This is a genomic window from Streptomyces sp. BRA346, from assembly GCF_052851135.1.
The window spans coordinates 186,934-201,340 of record NZ_JAIWIH010000021.1; the positions used below are offsets into that span (position 1 = coordinate 186,934).

General features: G+C 71.2%; 13 protein-coding genes. 7 read left to right on the forward strand and 6 right to left on the reverse strand.

Features of this window, described 5'->3' with window-relative positions; translation table 11 throughout:
- Positions 1 to 12: 12 nt before the first annotated feature.
- From LCH29_RS24360 to LCH29_RS24370, 3 genes are all read right to left on the reverse strand, one after another.
- Positions 13 to 477 (reverse strand): DUF2867 domain-containing protein, encoded by a 465-nt coding sequence (locus tag LCH29_RS24360; RefSeq protein WP_446463860.1) that lies wholly within the window; start codon positions 475 to 477, stop codon positions 13 to 15.
- A 101-nt stretch (positions 478 to 578) separates the two neighbouring features.
- Complete coding sequence (locus LCH29_RS24365) at positions 579 to 2,012, reverse strand: purine-cytosine permease family protein (RefSeq protein ID WP_446463861.1); 1,434 nt, start codon at positions 2,010 to 2,012, stop codon at positions 579 to 581.
- Between the two features lie 89 nt (positions 2,013 to 2,101).
- Positions 2,102 to 3,019: a flavin reductase gene (locus LCH29_RS24370; protein ID WP_446463862.1), complete on the reverse strand. Its 918-nt coding sequence runs from the start codon at positions 3,017 to 3,019 to the stop codon at positions 2,102 to 2,104.
- A 180-nt stretch (positions 3,020 to 3,199) separates the two neighbouring features.
- On the opposite strand from LCH29_RS24370, the gene LCH29_RS24375 reads away from it, so the two are divergent.
- From LCH29_RS24375 to LCH29_RS24400, 6 genes are all read left to right on the forward strand, one after another.
- Positions 3,200 to 4,378: an LLM class flavin-dependent oxidoreductase gene (locus tag LCH29_RS24375; protein ID WP_446463863.1), complete on the forward strand. Its 1,179-nt coding sequence runs from the start codon at positions 3,200 to 3,202 to the stop codon at positions 4,376 to 4,378.
- The gene (locus LCH29_RS24380) at positions 4,371 to 4,997 is read left to right on the forward strand and encodes an amino acid synthesis family protein (RefSeq protein WP_446463864.1); all 627 of its coding nucleotides are present in this window, start codon (positions 4,371 to 4,373) and stop codon (positions 4,995 to 4,997) included. The genes LCH29_RS24375 and LCH29_RS24380 overlap by 8 nt, the downstream gene beginning before the upstream one ends.
- Positions 4,994 to 5,545, forward strand: coding sequence for an amino acid synthesis family protein (locus tag LCH29_RS24385; RefSeq protein ID WP_123108264.1), 552 nt, complete (start codon positions 4,994 to 4,996; stop codon positions 5,543 to 5,545). Before LCH29_RS24380 ends, LCH29_RS24385 begins: the two co-directional genes overlap by 4 nt.
- A 5-nt stretch (positions 5,546 to 5,550) precedes the next feature.
- On the forward strand, positions 5,551 to 6,387 hold the full coding sequence (locus tag LCH29_RS24390) for an alpha/beta fold hydrolase (protein WP_446463865.1): 837 nt from the start codon (positions 5,551 to 5,553) through the stop codon (positions 6,385 to 6,387).
- Positions 6,384 to 7,871, forward strand: coding sequence for an aldehyde dehydrogenase (locus tag LCH29_RS24395; protein WP_446463866.1), 1,488 nt, complete (start codon positions 6,384 to 6,386; stop codon positions 7,869 to 7,871). Before LCH29_RS24390 ends, LCH29_RS24395 begins: the two co-directional genes overlap by 4 nt.
- Before the next feature lie 104 nt (positions 7,872 to 7,975).
- Complete coding sequence (locus tag LCH29_RS24400; protein WP_446463867.1) at positions 7,976 to 8,656, forward strand: GntR family transcriptional regulator; 681 nt, start codon at positions 7,976 to 7,978, stop codon at positions 8,654 to 8,656.
- 39 nt (positions 8,657 to 8,695) lie between these two features.
- On the opposite strand, the gene LCH29_RS24405 is transcribed toward LCH29_RS24400, so the two are convergent.
- From LCH29_RS24405 to LCH29_RS24415, 3 genes are read right to left on the reverse strand one after another with little or no spacing between them, the layout of a single operon-like run.
- Positions 8,696 to 9,370, reverse strand: a complete 675-nt coding sequence (locus LCH29_RS24405) for a GntR family transcriptional regulator (RefSeq protein ID WP_009712462.1) — start codon at positions 9,368 to 9,370, stop codon at positions 8,696 to 8,698.
- A gap of 36 nt (positions 9,371 to 9,406) precedes the next feature.
- On the reverse strand, positions 9,407 to 10,477 hold the full coding sequence (locus tag LCH29_RS24410) for a sialidase family protein (protein WP_446463868.1): 1,071 nt from the start codon (positions 10,475 to 10,477) through the stop codon (positions 9,407 to 9,409).
- Positions 10,478 to 10,491: 14 nt separating this feature from the next.
- Positions 10,492 to 11,865, reverse strand: a complete 1,374-nt coding sequence (locus LCH29_RS24415; RefSeq protein ID WP_446463869.1) for an MFS transporter — start codon at positions 11,863 to 11,865, stop codon at positions 10,492 to 10,494.
- Between the two features lie 210 nt (positions 11,866 to 12,075).
- Between LCH29_RS24415 and LCH29_RS24420 the strand changes: the two genes are divergently transcribed.
- Complete coding sequence (locus LCH29_RS24420) at positions 12,076 to 14,385, forward strand: glycoside hydrolase family 3 N-terminal domain-containing protein (protein ID WP_446463870.1); 2,310 nt, start codon at positions 12,076 to 12,078, stop codon at positions 14,383 to 14,385.
- Positions 14,386 to 14,407 lie beyond the last annotated feature (22 nt).

The window sequence follows — 14,407 nt, forward strand, 5'->3', positions numbered from 1 at the left end:
CGCGGCACCCGCTCACCCGCGCCGGTTCGCGCGCCCCAGGAGGAAGGGAACCGCCAGGTGGTGGACCGGCGCGGCCATGGCCCACACCGCGCGGCCGACGCGCCCGTGGAAGCGCACCGAGGTGACCCAGACGACCCTCGCCCCGTCCACGGCCACGACGTTGCGCGCGGCGACCAGCCGCGAGGCCGCCGCCAGGGTGATCGAGTGCGCGCCGGAATCCGTGACGGGCCAGCCCAGGACATGGGCCGGGGACGTCCTCGGCCCCAGCCGCAGCCCCAGGACGAGCGTCCATCCGCCCACCAGGCACCACCGCAGAGGGGCCGGGGCGCCCTCGAACGTGGCGCGCGCCCATTCCTCGGGGGACCGGGACCGGGGCGCCGTCAGCTCGAAGGCCGAGACGTAGTCGGAGTCCGCCAAGTCCTCGCCTCCCGGCGTCACTTGGGGCACATCGACCCGGCGTACCCGCGCGGTGGTCATGGCAGGGCGCTCCTTCCGCGGCGGCTGCGCCGGAGTCTATGCGACAGACACGGGAGCGGGCGGCACCGCCACCGCGATGCCGCCCGCTCCTTGAAGGGCCGTCAGGGCCTCGCCGCCGCCGCGGGTTCCGCGGGCGACGCGGCCGGGGTGCCGGTGTCCGCGCCTGCCCGTACCCACAGCGGCTTCAGCCGGCAGGTCAGCAGGTAGAGCACCACGGAGGCGCCCGCGCCGACGTACATGCTCAGGTCACCGGCGCCGGGGTACGCCGAGGCGAACGCCCCGGTGTACAGCTTGGACTCCCAGAAGGGTACGGACGCCACCACGCCGCCCGCCCAGGCGACGAAGCCCCAGGAGAGCACCCGCCCGCGGTCGTACAGTTCGGCGATCCGCGCCGGGTCGGAGCGGCCGCCCAGCCAGTAGTCCAGGAGCAGCACGGTGGCGAAGGGCGCGATGAAGTACGCGGTGAGGTTGAGGAACACGGAGAACTTCTCCTCGATCCCCGACTCGCCCCACAGGCTGATCACATACGCCAGGAGACAGATGACGGTGACCGCCTGGGTCCGGGTGACCGGCACCTTCAGGGTCTGGACGGAGATCGCGCCGCCGTAGACGTTGAGGAAGTTCTGCGCGAGCGCGGAGAGGCCGACCGCGATGAGCGCGGGGACGGCGAACGGCCCGGCCAGTTCGTGGAGGGCGGTGATGGAGTCGGTGCTGTTGGCGTTCGAGCCGACCAGGACGCCCAGGATGCCGAGCCAGGCGATGGTGACGAAGTTGCCGAACCCGGTGTACCAGGCGGTGCGGTTGACCACCTTCGGGGTGTCCGGCAGATAGCGCGAGTAGTCGGAGGCGAACGGCGCCCAGGCGACGAGGAAGGAGAGGAACCAGCCGCAGAAGGTGATCCAGCCGCCCGTGTCGCCGATGTAGCCGGACGCCTTCGGGTTGGCGTCGAAGGTGCCCGCGCCGCGCACCAGGGCGACGACCGTGATCATCACAAACAGCGGGGTCAGCACGTAAGTGAGCGCACGCTGAAGGAAATTGATCATGTTGTAGCCGAAGATGGAGACCACCAGCTCGATGACGGTGAGCAGCAGTCCACAGAGCCAGTAGGGCAGATGCGTCAGCTCGGCGATCGCCTTGCCACCGAGGATCACGGTGACCGAGGCCCAGCCGACCCCGGCGAACACATTGATGTACGCCACCGGCAGGAAGTTTCCGAAGAAGCCCAGCGGACCGCGCGCCTGGATCTGCTGCGGCACCCCGAGCCGTACGCCCATCTTGGACATCACGGCCATCAGCACCGATCCGACCCCGGCCCCGACGACGATCGCGGCAACCGCGCCGGTGAAGCTGAGGCCCAGGCTGATCGCGCTGAATCCGAGCAGGATGATGGGGAAGTTGAGACCGGCGGCGAACCAGACGAAGAACTGTGAGCTGGGCTTGCCGTGCCGCTCGTTGTCGGGGATGTGGTCGACCCCGAAGGGTTCGACTTTGGTGACCGCGCTGCCGTAGACCGGCGCAGCATCGTCGTGGGTCATGGGCGTGCTCCTGGGGACAGGGGAGATCCGGGCGTCAAGGGGTGGCGATGAGCGGGGGAATGGGAGGGTCCAGGCGCGGCCGGGGCGTCTCACCACGGCAAAGGCGCTGTGTTCGAGATATCGAAAAACCCACCGCCGCTGTAGACCAGAGGCGCCAGGTCCTCGTGACGGGCCGCGACCACCCGGCCGGTGAAGACGGTGTGGCTGCCCGCTTCCAGCCGTTCGCCGATCTCCACCTCCAGCTGGGCGCAGGACCCGTCGATCAGCGGTGCGCCATGGGCGCCCGCGGCCCAGGAGAGCCCGGCGAACTTGTCGTCCGATTTGGACGCAAAGACCTTGGCGACGTCGAGCTGGTTCGCCGCGAGGATGTTGATGCCCAGGTGGGTGGCCCGGTGCAGCGCGGGGTGGGTGGTGGAGCTGTGCTGCACGCACACCAGCACCATCGGCGGGTCCAGCGAGATGCTGGAGAAGGCGTTGACGGCCAGCCCCCTGGGCGTACCGGCGTCGTCGGTGGTCACCACGGTCACGCCGGTGATGAACTTGCGGTGCACCCCGCGCACCAGATCGGCGTCGACGGCGGCCTCCTGGGTGGTGGTGATGATCCCCAGCGCCTCCAGCAGCTGGCGGGGGTCCCAGGTCACCCATTCCTCGGCGATCACACCGCCGTCGAAGTGGGTGAAGGTGGCGCCGGAGACCTCGACCGGGCGGCCGGTGGGCGGCACGCCGAGGAAGTCACCGGTGTGGCTGCCGGTGCTGCGCCAGCGGATCGCCAGCTCCTCGCCGTCCTCCACGATCTCCTCGATCTCGGTGTGCAGATCGGGGAACGCCTCGCGGATGGCGCGGACGGAGTTCTTGAACTGCTCGCGGTCCTGGGGCGCGGCGGCGGGGCCGCGGCGGCGTACGTAGCCGGGGCTGAGCAGTTCGTCGAGCGCCTCCACCCGGCCTTGATCCCAGGCGGCCTGCCAGGCGGAGCGGATGCGGGCGGTGCGGTCAAGAGTGTGCGTCATGACGGATCCCTCATTCAGCTCTTGTATGGCAGAGGACGGTAGGAACGCCATCCGTCACTGTCAACACCTTGGGACAAATGAGCCGGGAAAGAACCGCTCTCGCACCAAATGCACAGGTCAAAGTTGTTGCCTGGACGTTAACCCTTGACGGGCCTCAACCGGACTCCTAGCCTCCCTGCCATGGCACAGCGTGACCCGGAAGAACAGGACGGACGCTGCATGCGCTTCTCGATATTCCACAACCTCGGAGCACCGGGCCGGCTCGGCTCCTACGCCGAAGTCATGGACGAGGCCCGGGAGTTCGCGGTCGCCGCCGACCGGGCGGGCTTCTGGTCCACCTGGTACACCGAGCACCACTTCGGCCACGAGGCGATCGAGATCACCCCGAACCCGGTCCTGATGGGCGCCGACATCGCCGCCCGCACCGAGGACATCCGGATCGGTCAGGCGGCGAACATCGCCACCTTCTGGCATCCGCTGCGGCTCGCCGAGGACATCGCGATGCTCGACCAGCTCTCCGGCGGCCGGGTCGAGGTGGGCCTCGGGCGCGGGCTGTACGGGCGCGAGGCGCTCAATCTGAACGCGCTCGCCGATCCGCGCGACCAGGAACAGAACCGCGCGCTGTACGACGAGACCGTGGAGATCCTCCGCAAGGCGTGGAGCGGCGAGTTCTTCTCGCACCGCGGCCGCTTCTACGAGTTCCCCGCCCCGGGGGTGACGTGGAACCACCCCCTCTCCCCCGCCACCCCGGACTACATGGCGGACGGGGCCATCACCAAGATGCAGGTCACCCCGTACCCGTTGCAGCGCCCGCACCCGCCGCTGTGGCAGGTCATCGACAGCCCGCGGTCGATCAAGGCGGCCGCGGCCGACGGGGTCCAGGGGATGTTCTGGCTGCCGCCGGTCTCGGCGCTCAAGGAGCGCTTCGAGCTGTACCGCTCCACCGCGAGCGAGGCGTCCGGCCGCGCGTACGCGCTCGGCGAGGGCATCGGCCTGGTGCGGGACGTGTACGTCGCCGACACCATGGAGCAGGCCCGGGCCGACTTCGAGGAGGCGCTGATGACCACCTACCGGTGGATCATGCACTTCCGGGGCCTGGGCAACCTGATGGAGGCGGGCGAGGAGCTGACCGACGCCCACGAGCTGTCCTTCGAGTTCCTGGCGGAGCGCAATCTGCTGGTCGGCACCCCCGAGTACGTCTCCGAGAAGATCGCCGAGCTGCGGGAGGAGGTGGGTCTGGAGCATCTGCTGCTGTGGACCACCCACCCCGGCCTGGAACACCGCAAGGCGATGCGCAGCCTGGAGCTGTTCGCGGAGAAGGTCATGCCGCGGTTCACCGGTGGCGGCGGCCATGAGTGACCTGGGCCTGCGCAAGGTCGTCAGCGTCACCGACGATCTGCTGCTGGAGCTGGGACGGCCGGTGGCCGTGCCGGTGCGCCGGGTCGCGGCGGCCGCGGTGATCCGTAACCCATGGGCGGGCCTGGGCCTGGTCGCCGATCTCCAGCCCGAGGTCGAGCGGATCGCCCCGGGGCTGGCGCGGCTGCTCACCGACCGGGTGAGCGAGGCGCTGGGCGGCGTGGACCGCGTCGAGTCGTTCGGCAAGGCCGCGATCGTCGGCCTGAACGGGGAGATCGAACACGGCGGCGCGCTGATCCACACCCCGTTCTTCGGCAACGTGCTGCGGGAGCTGACCGAGGGCACCTCGATCATCGTGTTCAGCGACGACCGGCTTCCGGCGGGCGAGCCGCTGACCGTACCGCTGTGGCACAAGACGGCGGCCGCCACCCGCTCGCACTACCAGACGTGCCAGATCCGCATCCCGGACGCGCCCCGGCCCGACGAGATCGTGGTCATCGCGGCCGGTGCCTCCGGCCCCCGCCCCAACGCGCGCATCGGGGACCGGGCCACCGACCCCGCCATCCGCCTCGCCGACCTGGAAGACCGCGAAAACCCGAAAAACATGGAGACCGTCCAGTGAACGTCCGCAAGATCATCACCTTCACCGAGGACATCCACAGCGAGGGCGGCCGCCCCGTGGACCCGCCCGCCCGGACCGCGGTGGTGCTCGCCATCATCGAGAACCCCTGGGCCGGGCAGGGCTACGTGGCCGACCTGCTGCCGGGTATCGACGAGGTGGCGCCGAAGCTCGGCGAGCTGCTGGCGCCCCGGGTGGTCGAGGCGCTGGGCGCGCCGGTCGAGGCGTACGGCAAGGCCGCCGTCGTGGGCCTGGACGGGGAGATCGAGCACGGCTCCGGGCTGATCCACACGCTCAAGTTCGGCGACCACTTCCGCCGGGCGGCGAAGGCCACCACGCTGCTGCCCGCCGTGGAGAAGCGCGCGGCCGCGGGCACGGTCTTCGACATCCCGCTCAAGCACATCACCGATGCCACGATCCGCTCGCACCACCAGAGCATCGAGGTGCGGGTGGCGGACGGACCACGCGCCGACGAGATCGTGGTCGGGCTCGCGGCCGCCGCCCAGGGCCGCCCCCAGGCCCGGCTGGCCCCGCTCGCCACGGAGCAGTGAGCGTCGTGGGTACGCCCGGGGCGCGCTCCACCACCCCGGTCGCGCTGGGGCACGAGACGCACGGCACCGGGCCCGGCCTCGTCCTGCTGCACGGCGTCGGGCTCGACCGGAGCATGTGGGAGCGGTGCCTGCCCGCGCTCACGGCCCGGCACCGGGTCACGCTGGTCGACCTGCGCGGCCACGGCGCCTCCCCGGCCGCGGCCCCCGGGGTGTCGCTCGCCGAGCTGGCCGCGGACGTCGCGGCCCTGCTGAACGGACCCGCGCACATCGTCGGCTTCTCGCTCGGCGCCCTGGTCGCCCAGCGGCTCGGCCTGGACCGGCCGGACCTCACCGCCTCGCTGACGCTGGTCAGCTCGGTGGCGGGGCGGTCGGAGGACGAGCGTACGGCGGTGGCGCGGCGGCGGGAGGTGGCGGCCCGGGACTTCGGGGCGTCCGCGTGGGCGGCGGTCGACCGCTGGTTCTCGCCCGGCTGGCGGGCCCAGGAGCCCCTCCTGGCGCGCCGGGTGCTGGACACCCTGCTGGCCAACGACCCCGTCTCGTACCTCGCCTGTTACGACGTCTTCGCGACCGCCGACGCCGGGCTGTGGCCGCTGCTGCCGCGGATCACCGCCCCCACCCTCGCGGTGACCGGGGAGGACGACCCCGGCTCCACCCCGGCCATGTCGCGCCGGCTCGCGCAGCGGATCCCCGGCGGCCGGGCGGTGATCGTGCCCGGGGCCCGCCATCTGCTGCCGCTGGAGTGCCCGGAGCGACTCGCCGACGCGATCCTCACCCAGACCGGAAGTCACACCGGAAGCCACACGGGAAGCCACACCGGACATCAGGAGTGCCACAGCTCATGAACCGCCTGCCGCGCCATGACCACTACATCGCGGGCGAGTGGACCGCACCCGCCGACGGCGGCTACTTCGCCAGCGTCAACCCGGCCACCGCCGAGCCCTGGTACGAGGCGGCGAACGGCACCGCCGCCGATGTGGAGCGCGCGGTGGGCGCCGCCCGCGCCGCCTTCGAGGATCCGCGCTGGCGGGATCTGAGCCAGACCCGGCGCGGCCGGCTGCTGCGCACCCTCGGCGATCTGATCGGTGAACACGCCGAGGAGCTGGCCCGCACCGAATCCCTCGACAACGGCAAGCTGCTGCGCGAGATGCGGGCCCAACTCGCGGGCCTGCCCGAGTACTTCTATTACTACGCGGGACTCGCCGACAAGATCCAGGGCGAGGTCATCCCGGGCGCCGGCCGCGAACTGCTCAACTACACCCTGCGCGAGCCCGTGGGCGTGGTGGGCGCCATCACTCCCTGGAACTCCCCGCTGCTGCTCACCGCCACCAAGCTGGCCCCCGCGCTGGCCGCCGGGAACACGATGGTCATCAAGCCCTCGGAGCACACCTCGGCCTCGCTGCTGGCGCTCGCCCCACTCGTCGAGCGGGCGGGCTTCCCGCCGGGCGTGGTCAACGTGGTCACCGGCTTCGGCGCGACCGCGGGCGGCCCGCTGACCGAGCACCGGGACGTGGCCAAGGTGAGCTTCACCGGCTCCACCGGGACCGGCCGCCGGATCGCCCGTACCTGCGCCGACCGGCTGATCCGCTGCACCCTGGAGCTGGGCGGCAAATCGCCCAACATCATCTTCCCGGACGCCGACCTGGGCTCCGCCGCCATGGGCGTGATCGCCGGGGTGTTCGCCGCCGCGGGTCAGACCTGTGTGGCGGGCAGCCGGGTGCTGGTGCACCGCGAGGTGTACGACGAGATCCTGGAGCGGGTGTCGGCACGGGCCGCCACCATCGCGATCGGCGACCCCCTCGACGACACCACCGAGCTGGGCCCGCTGGCCATCGCCGAGCAGCTGGAGAAGGTCGAGTCGTACGTCGACCTCGGCCGTTCCGAGGGCGGGAAGGTGGTCTGCGGCGGGTCCCGGCCGGACACCGGCCTGGGCGGGTACTTCTACTCCCCCACCGTGTTCACCGGCGTCGACAACACGCTGCGGATCTGCCAGGAGGAGATCTTCGGGCCGGTGGCCACCGTCATGCCGTTCGACTCCGAGGAGGAGGCGCTTTCCATCGCCAACGACTCGGCGTACGGCCTCGCGGCGGGCGTGTGGACCCGGGATGTGAACCGGGTGCACCGGATGGCCGCCCGGCTGGAGGCGGGCACGGTGTGGGCCAACACCTACCGTTCGATGTCGCCGATGTCGCCCCGGGCGGGCTTCAAGAACAGCGGCATGGGCACCGAGCACGGCACCGAGGTGGTCCGGGAGTACACCCGGCTGAAGAGCGTGTGGATCAACACCAGCGAGGAACCGGCCGGGGATCCGTTCATCCTCAGGTCATGACGTAGGGACGGACGGAGCGCTCTTGTATGGCAGATCACAGAGGCCCGCCCTCGACCGGCGGCGAGGTTGACGGGGAGAGAGCGCCCCGCCTACGGTTCCGTGCCATGCAACAACCCACGGGCAAGCGGCTTCAGCAGACCAGCATGCAGGCGCGGGTCGCCGAAGAGCTGCGGCAGATGATCATCAGTGGCGAACTGCCGCCCCGCTCCAGCCTGTCCGAGATGGCGCTGTCCGAGACCTTCGGGGTCAGCCGGACGCCCATCCGCGAGGCCCTCAAGCAGCTCCAGATAGAGGGGCTGGTCGAAGTCCGGCCGCGGGTCGGCACGTTCGTCGCCGTACCGTCGCGCCGTGAGCTGACCGAGCTGTTCCAGATGAAGGAGCTGTTCGAGGGCGCCGCCGCCCGGCTGCTCGCCTTCCGCGGGAACGTGCCCGAAGTGGATCAGCTGGAGGCCAGCATGCGGGCGGCCGACCAGGCCGTCAGGGACGGTGACGCCGAACGGTACGCGGCGCTGGTCCACGAGTTCCACGACCTGATCGTCAAGGGCGCGGACAACAGCAAGCTGGAGGGGCACTACCGCACCCTGATGAACCAGCTCGCCTACGCCCGGCTGGTGCGCACCTCGCTGTCCCGCCCCGGGCGGCTCATCGAGTCGGACTCCGAGCACCACCGCGTCCTCAGCCTGATCCAGGCCAAGGACGGCGACGGTGCCGAGCGGGTGATGCGCGAGCACGTCCGCGCCAGCCACCAGGCGCTGATGCAGGGCATGGACGAGCGCGGGATCTGACGTTTCCCGGCGCGGCGGCCGGGGGCGGACCGCGGACGGTCAGCCGTCGGCGGAGGCCCGTGCGGCGCGCAGCGCCGAGCGGAGCCGGTTCTTGGCGCCGAGGAGGTGCTCCCGCAGGGTGGTGACGGCGGTCTCGGTCTCGCCGCTGCGCACGGTCTTCAGCAGGTCGACATGGGCCTCGGCGGAGGGGTGGAGATCGACGTCCTGGGCGTTGGTCACGTCGAGGACGACGCCGAAGGTGGGCCGGTACTGCTCCCAGACCGCGACCAGTCGGCGATGCCCGGACAGCACGTAGAACTGGGAGTGGAACTCCAGGTCGGCGAGGGCGAAGTCGCTGGGCGCGGAGCGGTCGGCGGCGTCCCGCATCCGGTCGACGAAGCCCTGGGCGCGGTCCCAGTCGCCGGGTTCGGCGCGGCCGATGGCGAGGGTGAGGGCGAGGGTCTCCAGGGATTCCCGCAGCGTGTACAGCTCGTCCACATCGTCCTCGGTGAGCCCGGTGACGAAGACCCCGCGGCGCCGGGATTCGACCAGCCCCTCGGCCTCCAGCTGCCGCAGCGCGTCACGGACCGGGCCGCGGCTGACGTCGTACTGCTCGGCGAGGGCACCTTCGACGAGGTGGGTGCCGGGGCGCTGCCGTCCTGAGATGATGAGGACGCGCAGTTCGTGTGCGACCAGATCGCCGAGGGACTGCTGCTGTAGCGAGGTGATGGGCACCGACGGGCTCCTTCTGGGGGGCGGAACGTCCTTCAGTCAACGGTTAACCGTTGACTCATTATTCCTCCTCAGGGCCGCTTCGGAAACGGTGGCGAAGGCGATGCCGCGCCGCTGCCAGGTATACGCGACGGCGACGCCGTCCGCCCAGGGCACGACCGCCGGGTAGGAGAACTCGCTGTGGCCGTCGGTCCGCACGCCCGTCTCGTCCGGGACGATGGCGCCGGGGCGGGAGACCGGGCGGTCCTCCAGCACCACCGCCCGGCGCCAGGTGATCCCGTCGTCCCCGGAGACGGACAGCACCAGCGGGGTGCGCGCGCCCCACTCGGCGGCCACCGGGTTGTGCGCCAGCACCACCCGGCCGTCGGCGAGCCGTACGGCGTCCAGACCGCTGTTGTTGTTCGGTACGTCCAGCGGGCGCGCGGTCGACCAGGTGACACCGCCGTCGTGGGAGGCGCTGCGGCAGACCCGGCCGCAGGAGCTGCGCAGCAGCATCCGGATCTCGCCCGGGGCGCTCTCCCACAGCGCGGGCTGGATGACCCCGGCACCGGGGAACGCCGGGCGGTCCAGGGGTACGGGCGCGGAGCGCCGCCAGCTCGCGCCGCCGTCGTCCGAGCGGTCGGTGAACGCGTCCCAGCGGCCACCGGCGCTCTGCGGCTCCTCGACCGACGCGGGCGCGAGCCAGCCGCCGTCGGCGAGGCGGAGAGGCTTGTTCTTCACCGGTCCGCGGCCCCCGGCCCCGTCCGCGCCCGGCACCAGTTCGGCGGGGACGGACCAGCTCAGGCCGCCGTCCCGGGAGCGCAGCACCCGGGTGCGCCAGTCGGGGATGCGGTGGCCGGTCTTGTAGAAGAGCAGCACCTCGCCGTGGCCGGTGGCGAACAGGACGGGGTTCCAGTGCGGCAGCCCCGCCTCGTCCGCCACCTTCACCGGCGCGCCCCACCGGCCGCCGGTCCGCCGCGCCAGCCAGATCGCCACGTCGTCCGCGCCCTCCCGGCTTCCGGCGAACCAGGCGGCCAGCACCTCGCCGTCCGGCAGCGGAAGCAGGGTGGAGGCGTGGCAGTGGCCGAAGCGGGGGTCGTCGCGCAGGACGAACTCGCGGTGGACGGTCATGGCCGACTCCTGTTTCAGGGCGCGACCGTGTCGGTCTCCGGCGCCTTGGCGGTGCCGGTGTCCGGTGCGGGCTCGGACCCGGCCGCCATCGCGGAGCTGGTGTCGACCAGGTCGCGGCGGGAGGTCTCGGGGGTGAAGAAGTACGCGGCGGCGGCCGAGACCAGGGCCACGGCGCTCGCGTACGCGGCCACCGGGACCCAGTTGTCGCCGCCGCCGGTGAGCGCGGTGGCGATGAACGGGGTGAGGCCACCGGCCACGATCGCGCCGAGCTGGGCGCCGACCGAGGCGCCGCTGTAGCGGACCTTGGAGCCGAACAGCTCGGTGAACAAGGCGGGTTGGACGGCGTTGCAGGCATTGTGGGCGAGGTTGATGACCAGGCAGTACGCCAGCACGATCAGCACCGCCGAGCCGGACTTCAGCAGCCAGAACGCGGGGAAGGCCAGCGCCGCGGCGGCCAGGCCGCCGTAGACGTAGACCGGGCGGCGGCCCACCTTGTCGGACAGCGCGCCGAAGAAGCCGTGGGCGGGGAACGCGAGCACCGAGGCGATCATGATGGCGGTGGTCAGCGTGGCCTTCGGGATGCCGAGGTGTTCGGGCCCGTAGGACACCGCGAAGACGGTCAGCAGGAAGAACGGCACGCTCTCGCTGAACCGCAGCGACATGATCAGCAGCACGCTGCGCCAGTCGTGGCGCAGCACGTCCAGCAGCGGCGCCTTGGCCTTGCCCTCCTCGTGCTTGACCTGCTCGAACACCTCGGATTCGCCGAGCCGGCCGCGCATCCACAGCCCGACGCCCACCAGCACCGCGCTGCACAGGAACGGCACGCGCCAGCCCCAGGACTGGAACTGCGCGTCCGGCAGGATGCCCATCAGCGCGAACATGCCGGTGGCCAGCAGCTGTCCGGAGAAACCACCGGTGTTGGGCCAGGCGCTGAAGAAGCCGCGGCGGTGCGCCGGGGCGTTCTCGACGACCATCAGCATGGCGCCGCCCCATTCGCCGCCGACCATGAAGCCCTGGATGAAGCGCAGCACCACGAGGAGCACCGGTGCCCAGATGCCGATGGTGTCGTACGTTGGCAGAAGACCGACGGCGAAGGTGGCGGCGCCCATCCCGCACAACGTCGTGACCAGCGTGGTCTTCCGGCCGATGGTGTCGCCGAGGTGGCCGAAGACGAAGCCGCCGAGCGGGCGGGCGATGAAGCCGATGCCGAAGGTGGCGAACGACGCGAGGGTGCCCGCGAACGGGCTCAGGCTCGGGAAGAAGAGATCCCCGAACACCAGCGCGCTGGCGAGGCCGTAGAGCAGGAAGTCGTAGAACTCGATGGTGTTGCCGATGAAGCTCGACAACACGGTGCGACGGAGCTGGGCGGACGCGTGGCGTGAGGTCATGTGGTTCTCCTGCTCTGGGCCTCATTGCCCTGGATATCAGTTAACCGTTCACGGTTAACCGTGGCGAAGAGTATGGGATCCCGCACCACGCTCGTCAATAGGCACCCTTGACGCCCCGGAAACGGCTCCGTACCTTTCGGTTCACCTTTTGAAAGATCGAACCGTCAAACACCCTCAGAACTCTTCAACACTCTTCAAGGGGCGAAGAACATGAATGGTGTGCGCAGACGAACGGTGCTCGCCGCGGCCGGCGGCACGGCCATCGCGGGCAGGGCCGCGACCGGCACCGCCCACGCCCGGGAGCGCCCGGGCCCGGGCGAGCGGCCCGCGGCGGAACCCGCCCCGTACGAGGCCAGGGTCCAGGCCCTGCTGGGGCGGATGACGGTCGAGGAGAAGCTGGGCCAGCTCCAGCAACTCGCCTGGACCGGCGACACCGGACCCGGCGGCGGGCAGACCGCCGAGGCGGAGAAGGCGGCCCGGCAGGGACGGCTGGGCTCCGTGCTCAACATCTACGGGGCGAAGACCACCAACACGCTCCAGCGGATGGCCGTCGAGGAGTCGCGCCTGGGCATTCCGCTGGTGTTCGGGCTCGATGTCATCCATGGTCTGTGGACCACGTTCCCCATCCCGCTGGCCCAGGCCGCGAGCTTCGACCCGGCGGTGGCCGCGCGGGACGCCGAGGTGTCCGCGAAGGAGGCCCGCTCCAACGGGGTGCACTGGACGTTCTCCCCGATGATGGACGTCACCCACGAACCGCGCTGGGGGCGGATCTCCGAGGGCAGCGGCGAGGACCCGCATCTGACGGCCGCGATCGCCGCCGCCAAGACCCGCGGCTACCAGGGCGAGGACCTGGCCGCGAAGGACCGGCTCGCGGCGTGCGCCAAGCACTTCGTGGCGTACGGCGGAGCCGAGGGCGGCCGCGACTACAACACGGTGGATGTCTCCGAGGCCCGGCTTCGCAACCTCTACCTCGGGCCGTTCCTGGCGGCCGTGGACGCCGGGGTGGCCACCGTCATGGCGAGCTTCAACACCATCAGCGGAGTCCCCGCCCACGGCAACCGGCACACCCTCACCGACATCCTCAAGGACGAGTGGGAGTTCGGCGGGGTCGTCGTCAGCGACTACAACGGCATTCAGGAAATGACGGTTCACGGCTTCGCCGCCGACCACGCCGACGCCGGACGGCAGGCGCTGAACGCCGGGGTCGACATGGAAATGGCCAGCACCACCCTCGCCGACCACGGCAAGCGGCTGCTGCGCAGCGGCGCGATCACCACCGCCCGGCTGGACGACGCGGTGGCCCGCATCCTGCGGCTCAAGTTCCGGCTCGGGCTCTTCGAACACCCCTATGTGGACGAGGACGCGGCGATCGAGGAGCCCACCAAGGCGTCCCGCGCGGCGGCCCGCGAGACGGCAGCGCGCACCATGGTGCTGCTCAAGAACACCCCGGCGGGGAAGGGGAAGGAGAAGGGGCCGCTGCTCCCCCTCAGCCCCTCGGCCTCCTCCATCGCCGTCGTCGGGCCCTTCGCCGACTCCACCGATCTGCGCGGCTCCTGGGCCGGACCCTGGGCAGACGCGTTTCCGCCGGTCACCGTCCTCGACGCGGTCAAGGACGCCGCACCGAAGGCCCGGGTCACCCATGCCCCCGGTGTCGCCCCGGCGGGCAAAGACACCGGTGGCATCGCGAAGGCCGCCGCGGTCGCCAGGGCGGCCGAGGTGGCGGTCGTGGTGGTCGGGGAGGCTTCGGCGCTCAGCGGGGAGGCGGCCGTACGCAGCGACATCAGCCTGCCCGGACAGCAGGAGGAGCTGATCGCGGCGATCGCGGACACCGGCACGCCCTTCGTCGTGGTCCAGGTCAGCGGGCGCCCGCTGACGATGGGCGGCTGGCTGGACTCGGCACCCGCCGTGCTCCAGGCGTGGCATCCGGGCATCGAGGGCGGAAACGCCATCGCGGACGTCCTGTTCGGCACCGTGAACCCCGGCGGCAAGCTGCCGGTGTCGTTCCCGCGCTCGGCCGGGCAGATCCCCATCTACTACAACCACGAGAACACCGGGCGCCCCTACGACCCGGACAACAAGTACACCTCCAAGTACCTCGACCTCGCCGACGGCCCGCAGTTCGCCTTCGGCCACGGCCTCAGCTACACCACCTTCGACATCGGCGAGCCGAAGCTGTCCGTCAGCCGTATCGCGGCCGACGCGCTGCGCAAGGGCGACACCGTGGAGGTGGCGGTCACGGTGCGGAACACCGGGAAACGCGAGGGCGACGAGGTGGTGCAGGTGTATCTGCGCGACCCGGTGGCGAGCCTGGTGCAACCGGTGCGGCGGCTGTGCGGCTTCCGCCGGGTGACGCTCGGCGCGGGGAAGTCCACCACCGTCCGCTTCCGGCTGGGCGCCGAGGACCTGGGGTTCTGGACCCACGACCGGGACGGCACGTTCACGGTGGAGAAGGGCGAGATCCAGATCTACGCGGGCAACAGCTCGCGGGCGAGGAGTGAACGCACCCTGACGATCACATAGTGGGACGGCGTCCCGTCTTCTG

Excerpts from the sequence above, each read along its gene's own strand:
- LCH29_RS24360 (WP_446463860.1), bottom strand. The coding sequence starts at position 477 with ATGACCACCGCGCGGGTACGCCGGGTCGATGTGCCCCAAGTGACGCCG.
- LCH29_RS24365 (WP_446463861.1), bottom strand. The coding sequence starts at position 2,012 with ATGACCCACGACGATGCTGCGCCGGTCTACGGCAGCGCGGTCACCAAA.
- LCH29_RS24370 (WP_446463862.1), bottom strand. The coding sequence starts at position 3,019 with ATGACGCACACTCTTGACCGCACCGCCCGCATCCGCTCCGCCTGGCAG.
- LCH29_RS24375 (WP_446463863.1), top strand. The coding sequence starts at position 3,200 with ATGGCACAGCGTGACCCGGAAGAACAGGACGGACGCTGCATGCGCTTC.
- LCH29_RS24380 (WP_446463864.1), top strand. The coding sequence starts at position 4,371 with ATGAGTGACCTGGGCCTGCGCAAGGTCGTCAGCGTCACCGACGATCTG.
- LCH29_RS24395 (WP_446463866.1), top strand. The coding sequence starts at position 6,384 with ATGAACCGCCTGCCGCGCCATGACCACTACATCGCGGGCGAGTGGACC.
- LCH29_RS24400 (WP_446463867.1), top strand. The coding sequence starts at position 7,976 with ATGCAACAACCCACGGGCAAGCGGCTTCAGCAGACCAGCATGCAGGCG.
- LCH29_RS24410 (WP_446463868.1), bottom strand. The coding sequence starts at position 10,477 with ATGACCGTCCACCGCGAGTTCGTCCTGCGCGACGACCCCCGCTTCGGC.
- LCH29_RS24415 (WP_446463869.1), bottom strand. The coding sequence starts at position 11,865 with ATGACCTCACGCCACGCGTCCGCCCAGCTCCGTCGCACCGTGTTGTCG.
- LCH29_RS24420 (WP_446463870.1), top strand. The coding sequence starts at position 12,076 with ATGAATGGTGTGCGCAGACGAACGGTGCTCGCCGCGGCCGGCGGCACG.